Origin of the sequence: Bradyrhizobium valentinum, from assembly GCF_001440405.1 — a bacterium.
Classification (GTDB): domain Bacteria; phylum Pseudomonadota; class Alphaproteobacteria; order Rhizobiales; family Xanthobacteraceae; genus Bradyrhizobium; species Bradyrhizobium valentinum.
Genome location: NZ_LLXX01000122.1, coordinates 18,399 through 40,085 on the forward strand (window position 1 = coordinate 18,399; position 21,687 = coordinate 40,085).

General features: G+C 58.7%; 14 protein-coding genes and 2 pseudogenes. 10 read left to right on the forward strand and 6 right to left on the reverse strand.

Annotated features, from left to right (window positions below; translation table 11 throughout):
• The 5 genes and pseudogenes from CP49_RS20625 to CP49_RS20640 form a co-directional block, all read left to right on the forward strand.
• The coding region (locus CP49_RS20625; RefSeq protein ID WP_156438552.1) for an AMP-binding protein at positions 1-2,066 on the forward strand (2,066 nt) is incomplete at its 5' end.
• A gap of 206 nt (positions 2,067-2,272) precedes the next feature.
• Positions 2,273-3,124, forward strand: a pseudogene (locus tag CP49_RS20630) (IS110 family RNA-guided transposase); the annotation flags it as partial.
• A gap of 59 nt (positions 3,125-3,183) precedes the next feature.
• Complete coding sequence (locus tag CP49_RS49315; RefSeq protein ID WP_420807626.1) at positions 3,184-3,420, forward strand: hypothetical protein; 237 nt, start codon at positions 3,184-3,186, stop codon at positions 3,418-3,420.
• A gap of 3 nt (positions 3,421-3,423) precedes the next feature.
• Positions 3,424-3,852, forward strand: a complete 429-nt coding sequence (locus tag CP49_RS20635; protein WP_156438542.1) for a transposase — start codon at positions 3,424-3,426, stop codon at positions 3,850-3,852.
• Positions 3,853-3,855: 3 nt separating this feature from the next.
• Positions 3,856-4,788 carry a hypothetical protein gene (locus CP49_RS20640; RefSeq protein ID WP_057852050.1) on the forward strand — a complete coding sequence of 311 codons (933 nt, stop codon included), beginning with the start codon at positions 3,856-3,858 and terminating at the stop codon, positions 4,786-4,788.
• Between the two features lie 523 nt (positions 4,789-5,311).
• On the opposite strand, the gene CP49_RS20645 is transcribed toward CP49_RS20640, so the two are convergent.
• The 3 genes and pseudogenes from CP49_RS20645 to CP49_RS20655 all read right to left on the reverse strand — a co-directional run bounded on the left by CP49_RS20645 (position 5,312) and on the right by CP49_RS20655 (position 9,148).
• The gene (locus tag CP49_RS20645) at positions 5,312-5,701 is read right to left on the reverse strand and encodes a response regulator transcription factor (RefSeq protein WP_057852051.1); all 390 of its coding nucleotides are present in this window, start codon (positions 5,699-5,701) and stop codon (positions 5,312-5,314) included.
• A gap of 116 nt (positions 5,702-5,817) precedes the next feature.
• Positions 5,818-6,492 carry a response regulator transcription factor gene (locus tag CP49_RS20650; RefSeq protein WP_057852052.1) on the reverse strand — a complete coding sequence of 225 codons (675 nt, stop codon included), beginning with the start codon at positions 6,490-6,492 and terminating at the stop codon, positions 5,818-5,820.
• Positions 6,489-9,148, reverse strand: a pseudogene (locus tag CP49_RS20655) (PAS domain S-box protein). The gene CP49_RS20650 and the pseudogene CP49_RS20655 overlap by 4 nt, the downstream one beginning before the upstream one ends.
• Before the next feature lie 1,129 nt (positions 9,149-10,277).
• Between CP49_RS20655 and CP49_RS20660 the strand changes: the two are divergent.
• Entirely contained in the window at positions 10,278-12,374 is a 2,097-nt protein-coding gene (locus tag CP49_RS20660; protein ID WP_156438543.1) for a prolyl oligopeptidase family serine peptidase, read from the forward strand.
• A 279-nt stretch (positions 12,375-12,653) separates the two neighbouring features.
• Positions 12,654-14,618, forward strand: coding sequence for a glycoside hydrolase family 127 protein (locus tag CP49_RS20665; RefSeq protein ID WP_057852053.1), 1,965 nt, complete (start codon positions 12,654-12,656; stop codon positions 14,616-14,618).
• A gap of 31 nt (positions 14,619-14,649) precedes the next feature.
• Here CP49_RS20665 and CP49_RS46150 read toward each other — a convergent pair whose 3' ends face one another.
• Together CP49_RS46150 and CP49_RS46155 are read right to left on the reverse strand one after the other, a co-directional pair.
• Positions 14,650-15,081, reverse strand: coding sequence for a hypothetical protein (locus CP49_RS46150; protein ID WP_057852054.1), 432 nt, complete (start codon positions 15,079-15,081; stop codon positions 14,650-14,652).
• Between the two features lies 1 nt (position 15,082).
• Positions 15,083-15,730, reverse strand: coding sequence for a hypothetical protein (locus CP49_RS46155; protein WP_197423165.1), 648 nt, complete (start codon positions 15,728-15,730; stop codon positions 15,083-15,085).
• Positions 15,731-16,423: 693 nt separating this feature from the next.
• On the opposite strand from CP49_RS46155, the gene CP49_RS20680 reads away from it, so the two are divergent.
• The gene (locus CP49_RS20680) at positions 16,424-16,789 is read left to right on the forward strand and encodes a hypothetical protein (RefSeq protein WP_057852056.1); all 366 of its coding nucleotides are present in this window, start codon (positions 16,424-16,426) and stop codon (positions 16,787-16,789) included.
• A gap of 3,984 nt (positions 16,790-20,773) precedes the next feature.
• Positions 20,774-20,896, forward strand: coding sequence for a hypothetical protein (locus tag CP49_RS48680; protein WP_276326561.1), 123 nt, complete (start codon positions 20,774-20,776; stop codon positions 20,894-20,896).
• Between the two features lie 21 nt (positions 20,897-20,917).
• Here CP49_RS48680 and CP49_RS20700 read toward each other — a convergent pair whose 3' ends face one another.
• Entirely contained in the window at positions 20,918-21,166 is a 249-nt protein-coding gene (locus CP49_RS20700; protein ID WP_057852060.1) for a hypothetical protein, read from the reverse strand.
• 159 nt (positions 21,167-21,325) lie between these two features.
• Here CP49_RS20700 and CP49_RS44850 point away from each other — a divergent pair, with 159 nt between their 5' ends.
• Positions 21,326-21,484, forward strand: a complete 159-nt coding sequence (locus CP49_RS44850; protein WP_156438544.1) for a hypothetical protein — start codon at positions 21,326-21,328, stop codon at positions 21,482-21,484.
• The last annotated feature ends 203 nt before the right edge of the window (positions 21,485-21,687 follow it).

The following is a 21,687-nucleotide window of genomic DNA, read 5'->3' on the forward strand; positions in this document are numbered from 1 at the left end:
ATACAATCTGGCAGGCGGATCGATTCCAGTTCGCTGTCCACGACATTTTCTTGCAGCGAACCTCCCCCTCTTTTGATGCTGCGGTTTGGGAGCTATGGACACCTTTGTCGATCGGGGCACGTTCAATTCTTCTTCCTCTCGACCGGCAACTAGATATTCGAACAATTTTGAGTCTGCTGGGTAAGTACCGAGTGACGGTTCTGCAATTGGTTCCGTCGCTTCTTTCAGCATTGCTTGGGATCACTGACGTTGAGCAAAAGGAAATCGATTATCTACGCTACATATTCTGTGGTGGAGAGCTCTTCAGAAACGGGTTAGCCACTAAATGGCTGCGATTGGCATCGACGGCACTTGTCAACCTCTATGGACCTACTGAGGCGACGATTGACGCGACAGCTTGGTTTTATCGAGCTGGATTTGATGGCGCCGTTGTCCCGATTGGCCGTCCGATTGCGAACACGCGGATCTATCTGCTGGATGGTGATGGCGCGCCTGTTCCGTTTGGGGCGGTGGGGGAGCTTTACATTGGCGGCGCGGGGGTGGCGCGTGGCTATCTGAACCGTCCCGAGCTGACCGCGGCGCGGTTTTTGGCCGATCCGTTCAGCACTGAGCCGGGGGCGCGGATGTACCGCACCGGCGACCTTGCGCGCTATCTGCCGGACGGCAATCTGGCGTTTCTGGGCCGCAACGACGACCAGGTGAAGATCCGCGGCTTCCGGATCGAGCCGGGCGAGATCGCGGCGCGGCTCGTCGAGCACGCCGCGGTGCGCGACGCGGTGGTGGTGGCGCGCCAGGACCGCGCCGGCGAGCAGCGGCTGGTCGCCTATGTCGTTACGACTGCCGAGCACGCCGGCGAAGCTGAGGGGGCTGAACTTGCCGGCACGTTGCGCACGCACTTAAGTGCGCGGCTGCCGGACTACATGGTGCCGTCGGCGTTTGTGCACCTTGCGGCGCTGCCCTTGACGGTGAACGGCAAGCTCGACCGCAAGGGCCTGCCGGCGCCTAAGGATGAGGCGTATGCGCGCGCCGCCTATGAGGCGCCGCAAGGCGAGATCGAGACGGCGCTGGCCGAGCTCTGGGCCGAGCTTCTGGGGGTAGCGCGGGTCGGGCGCCACGACCACTTTTTCGAACTAGGCGGTCACTCGCTCTTGGCGGTGCAGTTGCTCAGTCGAGCGCTCGATCTTGGGCTGAAGCTCAGCGCCGCCGACCTCTTCCAAGCCCCTGTTTTGCAGAAACTTACGTCGAAGGTTGAGTTGCAGCAGCCGCACCGCAATGCAGCTGGAGTGCTATCCGTTCGTGTAACGGGATCGCAAGCGCCACTCTTCTTTGTTCCCACAGGTTTGGGGGATTGTTCCTATGTCGTCAGTTTGGTCAAAGAAATGGACATAGACTGTCCTGTCTATGCTCTGCCATGGCCGTCCTTCGATGAACTTTGTTCGCCAACTCTTGAGGCGATAGCCTCGCAACTAATCTCGGCGATCAAAGAGATTCAGCCGCAAGGCCCATATCGCTTCGCCGGATATTCCTCAGGGGCATTCTTGGCCTACGCAATTGCCCAGCGCTTACTAAGCCTCGATGAAACTGTGTCATTCATGGCTTTCATCGATGTTACGTTACCTGCAAATCCATTGAGCATGTCGCCAGCCAAAATAGTACTAGAAATGGTGCTAGAGTCTCTCAAGCCCTTGGATGATGAGCGGTTCGAAGTGTTGGAGCACTTTGCTAGACAATGTTCAGTTGCCCAGTTGCTTGAAAAGGCGCAGCAACTTGGGGCGCTATCTCTAGATCATGATCTCGAAATTGACGCTTTGAGGTGTGCAAGAATTGCCCAATTTCGAAGGGCGCTGCAGTTATACCAAGTTCCATCCCTGCCAGTTGAAATACATCAGTTTTATGCCACAGAGGCCAGTTCACCCATACGCGGTTGGGACCAAGTTTTGAGTGCAGCGGCCATTCATGCTGTGCCAATTCCAGGCAACCACATGACGATGATGAGTGCTCCAGAGAACCGCCGAGTTCTGGCTCGATCTATATCAGCGGCCTTAAACCCCAATTTGGGAGCTTGAATCACAGGCGCTCGGCCACCCAAATATGCGGTGTCGCAGGTGATCGGGTGTAAGCGCTAAGCCGATCTTTCAATTGCATAGGGTAATCGCGGGGGTGGGGACACCGGCGCGGTTGTGATGCGTTGGATTAAGGTGGTTGCCCCCCGATAGGATGAAATACGGGCTCTCGACTCGACGCCGGGCCCAGCATCAAACGGGAGACAACCATGAAGCAGTTTATCGGCCTCGACGCGTCATTGAAAGATACAATCGTCTCGGTGCGCAAAGGAGGCAAGCGGATCTGGCGCGGAAAATGCCCATCCGATCCCAAGCTGATAGCCGATGTCATCCGCAAGCGTGCATCGAACGCGGAACGCGTCGTGTTCGAGACGGGCCCCTTGTCAGTCTCGTTTTACCACGCACTGACACAGGAAGGATTGCCAGCGATTTGCATAGATGCGCGGCACGCCAAGGTGGCGCTAGATATGGCGCCAAACAAGACCGACGCAAATGACGCGGATGGGCTCTCGCATCTTGCCGAGGTCGGCTTTTACCGCGAGGTGCGGGTGAAGAGCTTTGACAGCATGCTGGTTCGCACGCTGGTCGCAGCGCGCAACCAACTGCTCAGGATGACAACCCAGCTGTCCAAACAGATCCGCGGCCTGATGAAGACGTTCGATCTAGTCGTTCCCAAGGGGGCAGGACGCGTGTTTGAGGGCCATGTGTGCAGCCTGCTGGCGAACAATGCCGGCCTCAAGCAGATTATCAAGCCGTTGCTCGATGCCTGGAGGGGCATGCGCGCCCGCGCCGCTGAATTGAGCAAGCAACTTGTTGCTTCAGCCCGCGCGAGTGAGCAATGCCAGTTGGTTGCGTCGATCCCTGGCATCGGCGCGGTAACGACTTCCTCCTTCGTTGCAGCGATCGAGGATCCGGGAAACTTTAGAAAATCGCGCTCGGTGGGCGGCTGGATCGGTCTGACGACCAGACGCTACCAGTCGGGTGAAGCCGATTATGACGGTCATATATCCCGGCGCGGCGACAATCATCTGCGCGGACTGTTGTATGAAGCAGCGACCGTGAATCGGCGAATCTTTGGCCTGCGCTTCTCGGTTCGCTGAGCCTGCGGCGTAGCCGGTGCATCCGCGAGAATTGCGCGGCGTGCCAGTCTGGCGAACAGCATCAAAGTTATGTTCTGTACGGCCGGGCGAATGGGCGTCGTGTTGCCGTCTATGTGCCGGAAGAGCTTGTGCCGGAGGTTCAGCGCAGTCTGGACAACGGGCGGGCTCTGCAGGATCTGCTGCACCAAGCGGCGCCGCGATATATCAAGGCGCTCAAGCGCGCACGCGCCAGAGCTGCGAAGCGCGACGAGGATTGAGCGGTGTCCCGGATAGCGGAGCGGCAGGTCAGTTTTGCTGATTGGGAGTTGGTGCGTCAGGGCCTGTGCCATGAGCCGTTGCTGCAGGCGATTTCCGATTTTCTTGACGACCAGAAGGACATAATCGACCAGGTCCGCGGCGATCTGACGCGGGGTTTGAAGAAGGCCGAGACGGGTCGCAGCGGCCTGACGCCGCAACAGGTGCTGCGCTCGCTGGTTCTGATGCGCGTCAAGAACTGGAACTATCGCGAATTACGTGAGCGGATCGCCGACGGATGCACGCTGCGCCAGTTCACGGACTTCTATTGTCTGCCAGTGTCTCGACACGATGCGTTCCACCGCGGCTTCAATCGGCTCACGCCCGAGAGGCTCAAGGAGATCAATGATCTGGTGGTGCGGGCGGCGGTCGAGCTCGGACTGGAAGACGGCTAAAAGTTGCGTGTCGATACCACGGTGGTGCAGACCGACATTCATCATCCGACCGACAACACGCTGTTGTGGGATGTCGTTCGCGTGGTCACGCGCCTGATCGGTCGCCTCGCCACGGCGCTGGAGCGCCGGCGGATCAAGGGGTTCCGAGATCGGACGCGATCGGCGCGGCGGCGGATGCAAGAGATCCAACGAATGACCACAAGGCAGCGCCAGGATCAGCAGACCGCGACATATCGCGAACTCATTGGCATTGCCGAGGAAGTCATCGAAAGCGCACGAACGGCGCTCCGGCAAACCCGTAAAGCGCGCGGCAAAGATATGATCACCGATCTGGCCATCGCGGAGACGCGCAAAGAGATAGAGCACTTTTGTGGTCTTGGAGACCGTGTGACAGATCAGTCGCGCCGCCGTGTGCTTAACGGCGAGCAAGTTCCAACGGCCGAGAAGCTCTATTCGATTTTTGAGCCCCACACGGACCTCATCAAGCGCGGCCAGGCGCGGTCGCCGATCGAGTTTGGCCACAAGGTCTTCCTCGCCGAAAGCGCGCGCGGCTTGATCACGCAGTATGACGTGCTAGACGGAAATCCCATCGACGAACAGCATGTGGTTATCTCGCTGGTACGCCACAGGCAGACCTTCGGCGACGTCTCCAAATTGTACGGATCGGATCGCGGCTTCTTCAGCGAGAAGAACGTGATGTCGTGCAAGCAGGAAGGCGTCAAGGTGGTGTGCATCCCACAGCGGGGCGGCACCAAGGCGCCCGAACGCGAAGCCTATGAGAAGAGCTGGGAGTTCAAGGACGGCCAGCGCTTTCGCGCCGGCATCGAGGGGCGCATCTCGGTATTGTTCCGCGGTCGCGGCATGAATGTCTCGCCGAAGGTCGCGAGCGCTTCGAGCTATGGGTTGCAGCCGCCGTGCTCGCCAACAACCTCATGAAGATCGCAGCCCTGTTGGCGGACCGATGATCGCGCAGACGAAAAGCCGCCTGACAATATCCCTTCAAGTCCCTCCCTTGCGGCGGAAATCTTATCCGCTGCACTTCAGTGCAACCACACCACCGTCTACCGGATGCCTCATGAAATCGCGACGAAACTCGCGTCAAAACACATGGCGAATGCTAGATCTACTGCTAATTCGCCCCGGTTTTATCGAGGAAATGGCGCCCTCAACACAAATGCAGGTGTTTCGCGACAGAAACTAGCTAAGCTAGTGCAACGGAGGACTGGCCGGACGGCTTCATCGGAGACCTCAAAGCACTCACGATGGAGGCCGGCCGCAAGCAAGGTGACGAATAGCGAACGAAGAATGTCAATAAAAGAACCCGATCGCCAAGGATTGCTGACGTGTTGAGCCGTGAGGCCGAGGTCCTCATCGACCTTGTGGTATGGCGAAGCGCGCGGCCCGCGGGCCGCGCTCACAAATCAGATCCGAACTTTGAGCAGACTGCGTGCTCATCGTCTCATGCGCTGGCTCCGCCGCGATACTTATCCAGTGCGGTATCGAGGCACCTGATCAAGTGCCGTCCAGCGAAGGGCTTGGCCAGGAAGCAAATCGCTCCGGCGCTCAGCGCACGGGCGCGAACGCGATCATCGGGAAAGGCAGTGATGAAAATGAACGGTGCACTGTAACCCTGGGCCCGCATATGTGTCAGCAGGTCCAAGCCGCTCATAATCGACATCTGCACATCCGCAATCACACACGATGTTCCGTTCAGATGGGGCGAGCGCAAGAACTCCTCGGCCGACACAAATGTATGGACGATATAGCCGCGGGATTTCAAAAGATTATTTATCGCAGCACGGACCGACCCGTCGTCATCGACGATGGAAATGAGCGGAGGCGTGGACAAGACGATCCCCTCCTAACGCGGGAAAGGCGCTTGCCGAAGCATAGCCGCCTGGACAAAGGGTAGGCTTGTGGACCAAGGTGGGCTTGCGGGATGAAAATGTAAACTCATACTTGGGCTCATTCGGGGTGGTTGGCACAAATTCCGAGGGTCTCAGCCATTCTGACTAAATCGGCCAGCGACCGTGCACCCATTTTCTTCATCACCCGTCCGCGATAGATCCTGACGGTCATTTCGGCGAGCTCGAGCTCTGCGGCTACTTGTTTGTTCATCAGGCCGGCAGCGACCAGTTTCATCACTGCCTGTTCGCGTGGGCTTAAGGTCTCGAACAAGGACTGCAAGTTCGCAACCGTCTTCTCAACTTCCCGCCTCTTGCGATCCCGTTCGGTCGCGGCGACGACAGCGTCAAGCAGCTCCTGATCGCGAAACGGCTTGGTAAGAAAATCGACCGCTCCACCCTTCATGGCCTTGACGCTCATTGGAATGTCGCCATGGCCAGTTATGAAAATAATCGGAATGTGAAGGTTCAACTTGGCTAGCTCAGTCTGCAGCTCGAGGCCGCTCAATCCAGGAAGCCTGACGTCAAGGACGAGGCAGCTGGCAACCTCCGGAAGGTTGCCTTGCAGCATTTCCCGCGCCGATCCGAACGCAGCAACGTCCAGGTTCACCGATCGAAAAAGATTCGCGAGCGAACGACGCATTGAGACGTCGTCGTCAATCACGAACACGATCGCCCTTCCGCTCGACTCCTCGGTCTTTACGCCTTGGTGCGGCGAGTCGGAGCGCCCGGTCACGACACGACCTCTTTATGCAACGGAAGGGCGAATTGAAAAGTCGCGCCCGGCTCTTGCTTGCGGGCGATCGACAGGCTCCCTCCGTGAGCCTCCACGATCGAACGGCAGATCGAAAGCCCCATTCCAAGGCCGCTTGATTTAGTGGTAAAAAAGGGATTGAACACGCGATCCGCGTCGTCCTCGGTGATCCCGACACCGCAATCAGTCACGGCAAGGTGCACGCGTCCCATATCGTCCTGGGATGACCGAATCACCAGTTCGCGCGGCCGGTCCCTGACCGTCTGCATGGCCTCAATCCCGTTCATCACCAGATTTGTGATCACCTGTTGCAGTTGAACCCGGTCACCCAGGATCATGGGGAGGGCCGGCGTCAACTCGGTCCGGAACGACACCTGATGGCTGACCAGCTCGCGTGTCACCAGCGCGATTACCTCCTTGACGATGTCATTGATATCGACCGGCACCATCTCGATCTCGCCTTTCTTCGCAAGCGCGCGGATGCGGCGGATCACCTCGCTCGCCCGAATCCCGTCCTCGATGATCCACTCCACTGAGCAGCGCGCCTCCGAAAGATCAGGAGTCTCGCGACCAAGCCAACCCAGACAAGCCTCGCCATTGGTGATAATGGCGGCGAGCGGCTGGCTTATCTCGTGGGCGATGGAGGTTGTCAGCTCGCCCAGCGTCGTCACGCGCGTCACGTGCGCGAGCTCTGCCTGTGCCTTCCGCAGTTCTCGTTCGGCCTGATCTGCGCGGATGGTTGCGGTGATGTCGGTGCTGACGCCGCGATAGCCGAGGAAATTGCCGGCAGCATCAAAAAATGGCTTGCCGCTGGTCCGGACGTAAATTGGAGATCCCATCTGGGTGACGGTGCGATAGATGAAATCGCGAAATGGAAGACGTGCATCGAGTGTCGCCCGATGCTGCCGCCACTTCTCGGGTTCTGCTTCGACATCGCGCGCAATTTCCCAGCTAAGCAGGCCGACGACCTCTGTGGCCAGAATGCCTGCTGCGCTGGTGTGCTCCGACAAGCGGGTGACCCGGTGGTCCGGTCCGGTCTCCCAGAGCCAGTCGGAGGCCGTTTCGGCGTAGTCGCGAAACCGCTGCTCGCTTTCGCGCAACGCAGCAAGAGCTCTTTCCAGTCGTTCCCTGGCCGCATGTTGCTCGGTGACATCCATATGCGTTCCGATGAGTTCGCTGACGTTGCCATCGCTGCCGACCACGGCGTGCGCAACGGAATGTATGCGCCTAATCGCGCCATCTGGAAGAAGGATTCGGAAATCATATTCGAAGTGCCCTCCCTTGTCTTTGATGGCCTGGCGCGGCACTTCCTGAAGCCGCGGCAAGTCGTCTGGATGGATGCGCGACCGGATGGTCTCTATCGATACAGCCTGTTCCGGATCGAAGCCAAACAGATGATCGACTTCGGCGGAGCGATACACAAATTCGAGACGGTCGACGTCCCAGGACCAACTGCCCGTGTGGCTGAGATGCTGGGCTTCGGCCAGATAGGCCTCGCTACGACGCAACTGCTGTTCCGCCTGCTTTGCAGCCGTAATATCCGTCACTGCGCCGACAAACTCGATATCACCAGAGGCGGTTCTAATGGCTCGTGCCAGCGCGTGGAGGTGCTTCACCGAGCCGTCCGGCATCAGCACTCGGTATTCGTGCTCGAAATCCTCTTCGTTTTGGAGCGCTCGTTCGATGGTCTCTCGCACGGCAGCCCGATCTTCTGGATGGGTTCGATCAACGACGAGTTGCGGGATCGGTTTCGTCGACGGATCGTATTGGAAAATACGAAAGGTCTCCTTTGACCAGTGGACCTCGCCGGTGGCGACGTTCCAGCCGAAGCTGCCGGTGCGGCTCAATTCCTGCGCCTGGGCCAGATGGGCTTCGCTCCGCCGCAGGGCAGTTTCCGTCCGCTTTCGCTCGGTGATATCTTCGCAAGCGATAAGGACGACGAGCTTGTCTTCTGCCCACTGCATGGCTTTGGCGTTTTCGCGCACCCACAGCACCGAGCCATCCTTCCTGATCTTCTGGATCTCCCAAGTGTGCGATTGGCCGACCGTTTCAATGCACAGCCCGACGCGCTCGCAAACAAACGGACGATCTTCTTCCAGAAATACCTTCAGCACGGAATGCCCGACAAGCTCCGAGGGCGCATAGCCGAGCTGTGTTGCGCCAAACGTGTTGACGTTCAGGACCATTCCGGTGGCATTGACTGTGAATTGCATGACCGGGTTATGCTCGAAGATTTCGCGCCACTGTTTCTCGCGGTCGCGCAACTCAGCCTCGCTGCGCCGCAGCCCGGCTGCGGCCTCAAGCGCAACCTCCCTTTCTCGGCGGACTTTTCCGATCAGGTGCGTTCCAACAATTGAGGCAACAAGAAAGGCCACAACCACAGGAAGATCCTGCGGATCATTCAGATTGAAAGTGGGCGGCGCAAAGAAGTAGGCCAAAGCAGCGACCGGCAAGATGAAAAGCATGGCAGAGGCTATGAGGCTGCCCATCAGAGAAAACACCAATATCATTTCCAAATAGCCGAACGCCGACGCGGCGAATGGGCGTGAAGGTACAACGCAGTTAGCGTCATCAACGCCAGCGCGAAAAACTGCGTGGCTGAGCGTCCGAACCTGAACTTAGTAAGCTGGTTACTCATGATCCTAAACTATCGAAAGGAGCTGGAGAACTATACGAATGTTTTAACCCGGCCCTGGCGCTGATTTTCAGCAGCTAGCGCTAGCATTATCATGCCTCGGCACAATTCAGCCATTATCTCAATGGCTTACGCGGAAGAGCGACTTCCGTGCTCCCCGGCTTTGATGACGCCGAAAGAAGCTTCGCCAAAAATTGGCCGATTGAGGCGGCCATCAAGACCTTCTTAGAACCCACACGGCAGTGCGCGTAGAACCGGTAGAGCGCAACAAGCGAGGCCGGCACTTCGAAACCGAGTATCAATCACGGGAAGCCTTTGGCGAGATGCCTATGTTGGCCAGTCTCCTAAATCTAGGCCTCGAGCAGGGCGTCGGCCAGGCGCCGTGGACCGCACCGGGCGAGATCTTGGAGGGCGACTGCGGGGCTTTCGTGTCGACCCGCGCGTGGGTCTTGGTGGTGAGGCCTCCTCGGCTTCGGCCCACACAACGATCTCCACTCTTTTTTTGGCCCCGGAGGCGTGCTGATGGATGCTTACAATCGAACTGCCATCGTGAGCCTTGACGACAGCATTCATCAGACCGATCCCAGATAGCCGCCTTGCGCCACCGGTTGAACCGATTGTCGTGTACGACCCGTATCGTTCCGGCAGGTGAAGGCCGGTGCCGCAGTCGAGTAGAGTTCATTCAAGATAGCCACACCAACGCGACCACGCATAGTGAGCTGCTTCTGTATTGTTAGATCTTATCGATTGCGCTCCGACCTGTTTGGCCCGGAGCCGACCAGCATTTGGTGTCTTAAGGCGGTTTGGAGTGGCGCTTTGCAGCAGCGGTTATCATCTACGGTGTCGCCCAAGCCGCTCGGTAATATCGTCCCACTCGCCACAAGCCGAGCTAGCATCGAAGATGAAGTTGCCACCGGCAGCTTGGGGTCCAAGGGTTGAGGATGTGATGCGTCAGAGCGCGCCCAAATCAACTACCAACTTCAGCAGTGGATGGAACTGATGCAGACATGGCAATTAGCATTAAATGAACGCCGCGCGGCGGCCAGATCAAGGAACTACGGATGCAATATGTGAAAGCTTTGATGCGGTGCCATGTCGGGAGTGCGCGTCAATGCCAGGGATGGAGTGAAGCGTGATCAAAGCAAGCGCGACGACAAAGTCGCTGGCTGGAAAGCCCACGCCTTCCGCTCCAGATGATGATCCCTATCTGTGGTTGGAACTGATCGAAGGCGCGCAGGCGCTGAAATTTGTCGAGTGGCAGAATGGCAAGACGCTGCAGGTGTTTGGCGGCGCGGCATTGGAGCGGGATCGCGATGCGCTGACCTCGATTTATGACCGACCTGACAATATCCCCTATGTCAGCCGGCGCGGCGGCTACCTCTACAATCTCTGGAAGGACGCCAACAATCCACGCGGCGTCTGGCGACGAACCTCTCTGGAAGAATTTCGCATACCGAAGCCGTCATGGGAAGTTCTGCTCGACATCGATCAGCTCGCTATCAGCGAAGGCCAAGACTGGCTTCTGAAAGCGACGGCCTCACTGGCCGGCGATCATAGACGGATGATTTTGAGCCTATCGCGCGGCGGCAGCGATGCCGTCACCTTGCGTGAGTTCGATACCGGCGCGAAGACATTTGTCAGCGATGGCTTCGTCCTGCAGGAAGCTAAGGGCGGGGTTGAGTGGCTCGATCGCGATACGCTGGTGCTGTCGAGCTCTCATGGGCAGGGCATGGCGACGACCTCCGGCTATGCGCGTACGGTGAGGCTCTGGCGTCGCGGTACGCAGGCGGATCAAGCGCCGGTGATCTTTGAGATCGCAGCCGATCATGTCGGAGCCGGCTGCGATGTCGACCACACCGTTGCGCCGCCGCGGATGTGGTTCGTCGACGGGGTGGACGCCTTCAATTTTGCCCGCTGGCTCGGTGACGAATCCGGCGCCACGACTAGAATCAATTTGCCAAGCAACGTCTGGATGCTCCCCCATCGCGATTGGCTTGCCATCAAGCCGCGCGAATCCTGGTCTGTGGCGGAGCGGACCTATGCCGCGGATACGGTGCTCGTCACCTCGTTGGCGGCGTTCCTTGGAGGCAACCCTCAGTTCGAGGTTCTTTTCGAACCGGGCCCGCGCCGCGCGCTGCAGGGATTCTCTTGGAGTGCAGGCAAGCTTGTGCTCTCCGTTCTCAACGAGCTGCGGCCGTCCTTCGAGATCTGCACGCCATCCGATAAAGGGTGGACCCGCGCGCAACTGCGCGGGCTTCCCGACATCGGGGTCGTCGACCTCTGGCGCCTTGATTGGGATCCATCGGAAAGCAATGGCGACCTGCTCGCCGTGAGCCAGGATCCGCTCACGCCAGCTTCGCTTATGCTGATCGAGAATAACGTCGGCAATCCGACCGTGCTCAAGCAGGCGCCGAAGACCTTTACCGCGGATGGGCTGGTGGTCACCCAACACGAGGCCATTTCGGTTGATGGCGAGCGCATCCCCTATGTACAGACCGGTCCGGCCGACGAGACGGGCGATGCGCCCGTCCATATGAGCGGCTACGGCGGCTTTGGGATCTCGGTGAGGCCGTACTATAATTCAGCGCTTGGCAAGCTTTGGCTCGAGCGCGGCGGCACCACGGTGCAGGCGAATTTACGCGGCGGCGGCGAGTTCGGTACGCGCTGGCACGATGCCGGCCGACTCGGCGGTAAGAAATTGTCGCACGACGACTTCGCTGCTGTTGCCGCCGATCTCGTGCGTCGCGGCGTGACGGAGCCGAAGCGGATCGCAGCCCAGGGCGGATCGAACGGCGGCATCCTCATCACCAATATGCTGACGCGCTATCCGGAACGCTTCGGCGCGCTGTTCTGCACGATCCCGCTGATCGACATGCGCCGCTACACCAAGCTTCTGGCAGGAGCAAGCTGGATTGCAGAATATGGGGACCCTGACAAGCTCGATGACTGGGAGTGGCTCAAGACCTATTCCGCGTATCATGCCGCCAAGCGCGGCCAAAAATACCCGCCGATCCTGATCGCCACTACGCGGCGTGACGATCGTGTTCATCCCGGACACGCGCGCAAGATGGCCGCGAAGCTCCAGGCGATGGGCTACGAGGCCTATTTCTACGAGCCGGCGGCGGGCGGCCATGGTTACGGCCGGGACAACAGGGAGCGCGCCGGCTTCGAGGTGCTGGGCTTTCGGTTCCTGAAGAGCAAGATCGGCTGGCTTGACGGCGAGGCTTAGGCGGGCCCGACGTTTGTGATCCCACAGACTCCAGCGTGATTGTTGCATGACATTTCAGCGGTAGGAGATTGGAAAGAAGCTCGGTTTGACCAGCCCTTTCTGAGGCCTACGCCGTCCAGCGGCATCGGGGGCAGCCTTTCCATTTCTAGCGCTTCAACGTTCGCCTGGAGAATACGATTGCGCAGCCGCCAATTTCGAGGCCGCAACCTCAACAACGATCATGGCGAGCTGGCTTGCCTGAGCTAGGCGCCCGTTCGCCCCACACAAAGGAGAAACGAGATGAATCAGCGGGATGTGGCCGAAGTCAATCTTCACGACCTACAGGTCTCGGATCCGCTGATTGGGAAATGCCAGCACTTGGTGACGGAAGTGGCGATTCCCTATCAATGGGACGCGCTGAACGACCGCAATCCCGCAGCGACACCGAGCCACGCGGTAGAAAACTTCCGTATTGCCGCCGGACGTGCGAAGGGGGAGTTCTACGGCACGGTTTTTCAGGACAGTGATGTCGCAAAATGGCTAGAGGCGGTTGCTTGGTCGCTATGCCAGACACCCAATCCGGACCTGGAGAAAGCCGCCGATGAGCTGATTGAATTGATTGCGGCCGCCCAATGCGGCGACGGCTATCTCAACACCTATTTCATGCTAAAGGCGCCTCAGGACCGCTGGAGCAACCTAGCCGAATGCCATGAGCTTTACTGTGCCGGCCACTTGATTGAAGCGGGTATCGCTTTCTTTCTGGCTACTGGCAAACGACGCCTGCTGGAGGTCGTTTGCAAGCTTGCTGACCACCTCGGCACAGTTTTCGGCCCGGGGCGCGATCAGTTACACGGCTATGATGGCCATCCAGAAATTGAACTTGCATTGACGCGCCTCTACGAAGTAACGCAGGAGCAGCGATATCTGACGCTAGCCAATTATTTCGTGGAGCAACGCGGCACAGAGCCGCACTTCTATGACATAGAATACGAGAAACGCCGGCAATCCTGCCACGTCAAATCATCTGGCGTGCCCTTGACGGTGCAAAATAAAGCCTATAGCCAGGCGCACCTGCCAATTTCGGAACAGCGGACCGCAACCGGTCATGCGGTTCGGTTTGTATACCTCATGACTGCGGTCGCTCATCTCGCGCGTCTGCGTCAGAACGAGCAGCAACGCCAGGCTTGCCTGCGGCTATGGCAAAACATGGTGCAGCGCCAGATCTATATTACCGGCGGTATCGGCTCGCAAAGCTTCGGCGAAGCGTTCAGCAGTGATTACGATCTGCCGAACGATACTGCGTACGCGGAAAGTTGCGCGTCGATTGGCCTGATGATGTTCGCGCGCCGTATGCTGGAGATGGAAGTGGACAGTCGCTATGCCGACGTGATGGAGCGCGCGTTCTACAATACGGTCCTGGGCAGTATCGCTTTTGATGGGCGTCACTATTTCTATGTTAACCCGCTCGAAGTTCATCCCAAAACGCTGCGGTCCAATGGCATCTACAGTCATGTCAGGCCGGTGCGGCAACGCTGGTTTGGCTGCGCCTGCTGTCCGCCGAACATCGCACGCATCTTCACATCAATTGGTCATTACATCTATACGCCATGCTCCGACGCGCTCTATATCAATCTCTATATTGGCAATAGCGTGGCGGTATCGGTCGGCGGGCATACGCTGCTGTTGCTCATGAGCGGCAACTATCCTTGGAGGGACGAGGTGGAAATCGCTGTGGAATCTGCACAGCCAATCGCCCACACGCTCGCCCTGCGCCTGCCGGAATGGTGCAGCGCGCCGGAGACGACCCTGAACGGCGAACCTGTCAATTGCGAGTCGCGCAAGGGCTATTTGCACATTCGCCGCACGTGGCGGCAGGGAGATCGGGTCAAACTATCGCTGCCGATGGAAGTACGCCGCGTATACGGTCATCCGCAACTTCGCAATTTGGCGGGCAAGGTGGCTATCCAGCGTGGCCCTTTGATTTATTGTCTGGAAGAAGCCGACAACGGGACCGAGTTACACAACGTTTGGCTTCCTGCAGAAAGCCGGTTTTCGCTTATCGAAGGCACTGGTCTCTTTAGCGACAAGATTTTGCTGCAGGCTGATGGGGCCAGGTTGCAACACACGCATTCTGAAGAAAGGGCGCTTTATCAGTACGACAAAGTGCCCGGACAGCTACAACTGCAGCCGCTGACATTCATTCCGTGGTTCAGCTGGGCTAACCGCGGCGAAGGCGAAATGCGGATTTGGATTAATGAGCGTTGACGCGAACGCCTGAGTCGCGCGTCAAGTGCGATCAAGTTTGGCCGTCATGATGCCGTATCATCTCGGGCGCATCGGAGCTGACCCTTGCTTTCTTGACGGGCGGACCATCTTGCAGTGCGTCAGCCGTGTTCGGATTATCTACGCTGGCCGTCCGATAGTCAGCTAGATTGCCGCCCAGAAACAAGACCTCGGTCTCCTCGGTCGGTATTCCCCTCACCCAAACTCGCAACTCCTCATCTCCAGGAGCATGGCCGCGCTCTAAAATACCGTTGATTTTTTTGGTCGGCCAAGCGGTGACACTCGGTACCGTGTAGGTGTGTAACTTCTTAGCGTTCTCTGCAATTGCCTTCGCGCCATGCTCGGTCTCGTCCTTTGAAAGGAGCAGTCGTGAGGGGTCCTCGCACAATGACACAAAAGCACTCTCTGTAACGCCTTGGGTGTGCAATGCAGCGAGGCGCGCCATATCAATTTCGTCCTCCCTTTTCGTCGTCCGAGCAGATAGCGGCCTTAGAAACATGCGGGCTAGCGTGAGCACGCAAATCCGCTAAGGAACGCACATGCGCGACGGCACTCACCTCCTTCTCTAGGAGCGGCTCGCAATCGATGTCCTCGTTCTGAAAACGGTGTAGCGGCAGATACGATGATGCCAACACGTCCTCGAGAATGCGGTCGCCATCGATACTGCCCGCGGAAGATCCGGTTGTTCTTGGCCACTGTGCTGTTCGCTGCTCAGCCAGCCTGATCTCGTTCCTGAGCGCCTCAACGTTCGCTCCGGCCAGTGATGCGGCAAGCTCGGCGCGCCCTCGGATGAACGATGGGGCCGGGCACCGTTCGCTTTCCTGGATAGCGCACGCTCCCAGATTGCCTTTCGTCATGATCGAGGGCGATCCAACTTCGGAATCTGTCAAAGCGGTAGCTGAATCAGACGTTTGGTGGATTGGCCGAAGGTCACTTAGCTGCTGCTCAAAGTTCGCTTGGTCCGCGGACGGGTGTGCTGGTGACCTGGTTTGTCCGCTCAGGTCGTCCGGCTGTTCCGGCGCCCGTTGATGCTGCCGCAGGAGACCGTAAGCTTGAACGGAGTCTTCTGCAGTGTTCGGTGTATCGATATTCATTGTGTTCCCCGCGAGCATAGGTGCATCGGTCCTATTTTTGTAAGGGGGGCGGCTTTCGAGAAGCTGACGAGTCAGAGAAGGAATGCCACTGACGCCCAAACTTTTTCGATCGCTTCCCGCTCAGCTGCCATCACTGCGGAGGAGAGCGCCCCACGAACCTGCATCGGCGGCGCGGATCCACCCTCCGCCACGAAGCGGACGACTCGTAGCCTGCAACAGTACCACTACAGGATGTCAGAGCCGTGGGGGCGATAGGGCTCTCTCCTTTCTAGTCGCGCTCGCCGTCGTGGCTCGCTGCGGCGCCTGCGGCCCAGGCACCCGAAAGATCTACCGAGCTCAGCCGCAGCGCAAGCATCGGCCGGGCAAGGCTCATCATTTTGATTTCGACTTCAGCATGATGGCCGGCACGGCCATAGGGCGATCCGCTGCCCCGTACTGGGCTGCTAGCGGAGCGGCAAACGGAGGTTGCAATTGCTTTCACCTTCCCGACTCAAAACTCTCTCATGCTCATAGGAACCTTTCTTCGGCAGACACCGATCCTGCTGCACCCGCAGAAAGAACGCTTTGGCCATTGGCTCATATTCTATTTTCTCTAAACCGCGTCAGCTTCTCAAAAGCTAACGATAGTAGCGTGGGAGGTCGAGAGCGAACGCGCTGCTCAGATATGCGAAACGGCTCCAATCGGACGGGAACATGGCCCCATTTAACAAAATCAATCCGTTCGACAGAGAGTTTGCTGCCTACAACTCCACGGTCCAACAGCCGCAACAGCAGCAAGTGGATTTTGCGCAGCATTTGGACGAGCTGCCTCAGATGGATGCCGTTAATCCCGACAGAGAGTTTTCGATATCTCTGAGGAAAACGATCGCCTCATCCAAGCAGCGGCCGATGCAGCCCGTGATCGGGGGACGCCGCCGAGCACCGTCACCGTCGGCATTTATGATCATCATCTTCGCAAATTGGCTGATGTGCTCAAGCGTTCTGGCCAAACTATTGCTATGCTCGATGACGAGTCGTTGCTCGATCGCGCTAAACGGCTGTTTCCGAAAGACAAGGTAATCGTCCCCGCGTTGTCAATGCTTAGTCGATATCGTGAGTCCGGTGCCGCCGCTCGCCCCATTACAACACATTATCGCGCTTCCAAAGAAGATGACCGCCTCATCAGGGCGGCGGCCGAAGCAGGCTTTGGTCGAGCGATCGACCGGAAAACCGCCGAAAATTATTCTAGCAATCTTCGCAAGTTATCTGCAGCACTCCGGCCTTCCTCGATTGCTATCTCGGTCACGATTCGCTGGTCGGCCACGCTAAGAGGTTGTTTCCGAGCGACAACAAACTCATCTATGCGTTGAACAGGCTTCGTGAGTACCGCGAGAGCGCGGGCAGCGCACTTCGCGCGAGGAGGGAGGCAGTTCGCGGTTGCCATTAGGGCCGGCGGCCCATGCGCCCGTGCAAAGTTTCGGTCAGGAACAGCTTTTGGGTAGTGCCGCGGATCGGGGCGGCCCGGTGCTGGCCGACAGATTCGATGCGCCGGAGCTTTGGCAGGGAATGGGTTCAGCCGCCCACTGGCCCGCGCAGAGTGTCGACCAGGAGCAGCTTTTGGATGCCGCGGATCGGGGCGGCGAGCCTGCAAGCCAGCTTTGAAGAGCGCGTGAGCGGACTGCGAGACGGTTCGGGCTCGGGCAGGCCCAGGCGCGGCTACAGCCAGGCCTTTTGGGGAGGACGTGGCGCTTATTCGCGAAGCCAAGCCAGCAGCCCGCGACAAAGGCGTACCCGAGCGTTGCGTCACGAACGCGCGAACTGATGTACAAGATCTAAGCATCTGGCTTCGCTAGAACAATAGGGCTCCAATAGCGGGCCGGCTTGACCACGATTCCCTTGTGGCCGATATGCGGGACTATATCACCAATGGTGGTGGTCCCCGGAGTGTCGTGTCGTCGGTGAACAAGCTCCTGCCCGGGACACTCCCGACGCTAGACGACCTACTCGGTCGAGCCCCTCGCGCCCTAGATCCCTATCCCCTAGATGCCCGCCTGATCAACGAGGCGTTGTGGCACGCCGCGCGCGACGTTGGAGCCTCGACTGGTGAGCAGAGGAGGCCTATTCATATGCGGGCTACCCGTCTTCGCGCGCTCAGTGACTGGCTGAAAAAGGAGAATAGGGGGAGCTCGTTGGCCGGCTCAACGGCAGTCAGCGGCACCAGTACGCGTTTCAGGAAGACGTTACGGTGTTCAGGGGATCGGGTCGAAATCGAACACTAATGGACGGGGATTTGGCGATCCTTCGGAACTACCTACAAACGGTCGACGCGGACCAGGCGCTGGGGTTGCAAGGCCGCGAGCAATCGGGTTTGCCGCAATGGAGGGCGATCAGGACCCTTCTGTCGGGGCTCCGTTGTCAGACATCTATGGCGGTCTTGAGCCACTGGTTCACCTGAATGCGCCCACACCGTACGATTTGCGTGACGATGCTCACCCTGCGCCCGCGCTGGACCTCGCCGGACCGTCTGTCAGGGCTCCGTCGCCAGACATCCACGGCGGTCTTGAGTCACTGGTTGATTTGAATGGGCCCACAGCGCACGATTTGCGTGACGATGCTCAGTCTGCGCCGGCGCTGGAACCTCGCCGGACCGTCGTCGTCTGCCAGGGCCCGTCGCCAGACATCTACGGCGGCCTTGAGTCACTGGTTGATTTGAATGCGCGCACAGCGCACGAGTTGCGTGACGATGCCGACTCTGCCCCGCCCTGGACGCCGCCAAACCGGCCGTAAGTCGTCCGGAATCGTCCCACCCGGTAAGCGGTTCAGAGGCATATCACGCAGCGACCTGATTTCTGTTTCGCCGTTCCTGCAGGACTTTCCCACGGCACCTACCAGCTGCCGGACGCGGGCAGGGGAGGGCAATTGGTCGACGTCAAGGCCAGCGGCGAGCTAGCCGACGTTTTGGTTCGACATGGATGGCAATCGCACTGAGAGGCTTCGAGATTTGCAAGAGCGGGTTAATCGGCGCGAATGCGAGAGTGACTGCGTCGCTGATCAATCAACGCGGCAGAAGCCACGCTGATAGTGCGATCTTCTGTCGCCAGCGCTCGCCTTCGCATATTATTGATGACGAGCTTTGCAATCGCTGCCGGCAGGAAAATGATCTGGACTTTGAGGCCGCGAACCCAAGACCAAAGCGATCCTGACGACCCCAGGAAATCACACCATCGCTGTTGCGGGACCGATTACCGGGGCGAATCCGCCTTCGGCCGCCAGTGAAGCAGTTCAAGTGCGCGGGCGATACGCAAGATATCGCGCGCAGGTCACCACCCTTCACATCCGTAGCAGCTACGACAGGATTCCTGCATTGTCCGCACCGCGACACGCGCCAAGATAGTTGGATCCGATTCACCCCCTGCGGCCAGAGTTGAGACCTTCACGGCAAGGCATGCCTTCAACGAAGACGTCCGCCTCGCTTCGGGCACTATCCGGACAGCATGCTCCAAAACACCGCTCAACTCAGCACATACTTTATTTTGCGCGGATTTTGCAGGCGTCATGATGCTACTCCACAAAATAGAACGTGTTCATGCGGGCTCCGGCCTACCCAGCCAGTGTTTCCAAAAAAAAACATAGAACTCGGCACCCGATGGCCCCTTCCGTCGAGTGAGTGTGGCAGTCGGGTTGGGGACGGTCACACCGACGAATACAGGAGATATGATGAGGTCATGTGACAGTTCGACGAAGGAATCACTGCGGCTCGCTGGGATGTAGTGCCACTCGATCTGCCGGTGCTGCGACCAGCCCGTTGCCATGCTGGTGAGCTCGGTGCCGCGGGGGACGATCATTGCTGGACAAACGTGGAATGCAATCACAGCGTTGAGCTCGCGCGCGACCCGCAAGACTGGCGACGAACGTATCAACGATAAGCAAGACGTTCGCGCGTGAAGTCATCGACGATGGCCAGGATGCTCGGAAGCCAGAATAGATCTCAACTTCTAATTGGTCGAGAGCGTCCAGGCCCCTCATCGCGCTCTTGGGGAGCTCAGTTCATTTAGTGGAAGACCGGAGCGCTCAGGCACCCCGGGGGCGGCGCGTAGCCGGCCAAGGAATGGCTTCGATGCTCTTTCGATGGCGTCCCGATCAGCCAACAGCTTTACCTTCGTCCACCACCAGATCGTCTCGTCCATGTCGACATCCAGTCCAGAGAAGAATTCGATGCGCTGGCTGCCTCCGCGTCGCTCAACGCGCGAAGTTTTCGGTACAGTCAGTTCCCTTGCCGCTCACCACAGTGCCAGCCCAAAATCCACCCGGTATCGCACTCGCACTACGGTTCATCCGAAGATGTGCTGAACGATGCCTCCTTTTTTTCAGACGAGAAGCGCGTAATCCTATCGTCATGGCCCTTGGATATGTATGGTCAATTCTCCCCGGCGCTTCGCGAGGTAACGCTTATCCTGCATCGACTGTATCTGGACGACATGCTGGCGGCGCTGAAGCAGCTGGACGAGAAGAACGGCCCGCCGCCACGCGGGGGATTGGCCACGCGGCGGCCTCGTTTCAGCAGGCCTGACTGCACTGCTGCTGACGAGCCGCAGCGTTCTATCGACAGACACGCTGCGATGAGGTGGCATCGATCGATGCATGCCTCGCGCACACCGAATCATTCGCGATCGAGCCGCGAGGCAAATGTACTGCCCCTGGCTGAAGAATGGCACGATTGGTCAGTAGTTCCAAACTGAGTAGGCATCCGGGATGACTTCGATTGATGATAGCTTAAGTGAGATCAAATCCGTGCGGAACGACATTTGGCGTTGTCGTAGATTGCTTCAAACCGAGCTGCCTGATGCGGAGCGAAAAGTCGTTGAGAAGCGCCTGCTTGAACTGCGTTCCGCCTTTGAACGGCTCTTAGCAACCACATTTCCTTTGACGTTGAGGCTGTGTGGTCAATTCGGAGCCTGTGCCGCCCGGCCGCGGCTGTCGATGCCAGTCCATTGCGCCAACCGGCCGCGCGGATCGATCTCCAAGAGCTTGACACCGGAACGAACATCGCTGCCGTGACGGGAGATGCCGCGCAGCACACCGTCCCGCGAGGCCACCACCGGCACGCCGGAGATGGCCGATTACGAGATCCTTGTAGATGCGCGTGCCGATTTCGACTGGCGCCCGCCAACGGCCGGCGAAGTTTGAGTAGACAAAGCGTTTCCGCGCCTAGATCACCAGCCGGTTCGCAATGGCGTCGGCAGCAATCGATCCATCCGTCTCCGTCGACGATGCCGATCCTGCCCGGTCGGGTTTCGTCTGCGACATGGAGACGAGGACCTGTCCCCGCCTACTGCAGTCGGCGCGAACCGCTTTAAGCATCTGCATGGCATCATGGACGCGCTCACCGACGACATCTTCCATCTGCGCGGTGTCGGCAAACAGCGCGTCATGAAAGGCCATCTTGCGCCGGATCACAGGCGGGCGTGCAGCACGCGCTTTCTGTCCGAAAGCAAACCCTCGGCTTGTCTCAAATCCGTCAATCTGTTGCGAACGCGACGTTGCGCAAAAGTCCGAGGGCTATCGCGTCGCTTACGCTGGCCTAAAACCTTGCAGGAAATAAGCAGATAAGGGCCAATGTTTTTTGCGATCGCCGCACATCCGGTGTTTGGCCCCGACAATATGGATGCACTCGGCGCGTTCAAAGATGCGCGCATCGTTCACTTCGCAATGGTGCAACGGTTGCGGGTAGATCGGGTGCTGGACGATCGATCGATTCCGACGGCCGCCCTCTAGCCATCATAGCCAATCTGGTCGGCCAACCGTGAAGCTGCATTGCCTGCTCGCGCGCGACTGCGGGCAATTGTTGGCGCCGCGGTCGGGGCTACAGAAGAGGCTGTCAGAGCTGAAGCCCACCCGCGACGGCAAGAAGGTCCATTTCAAGCGTCATCAGCACCGTCACTGCGGCCAGATCGAGAAGATCGCGGTCGTTGCCAAGT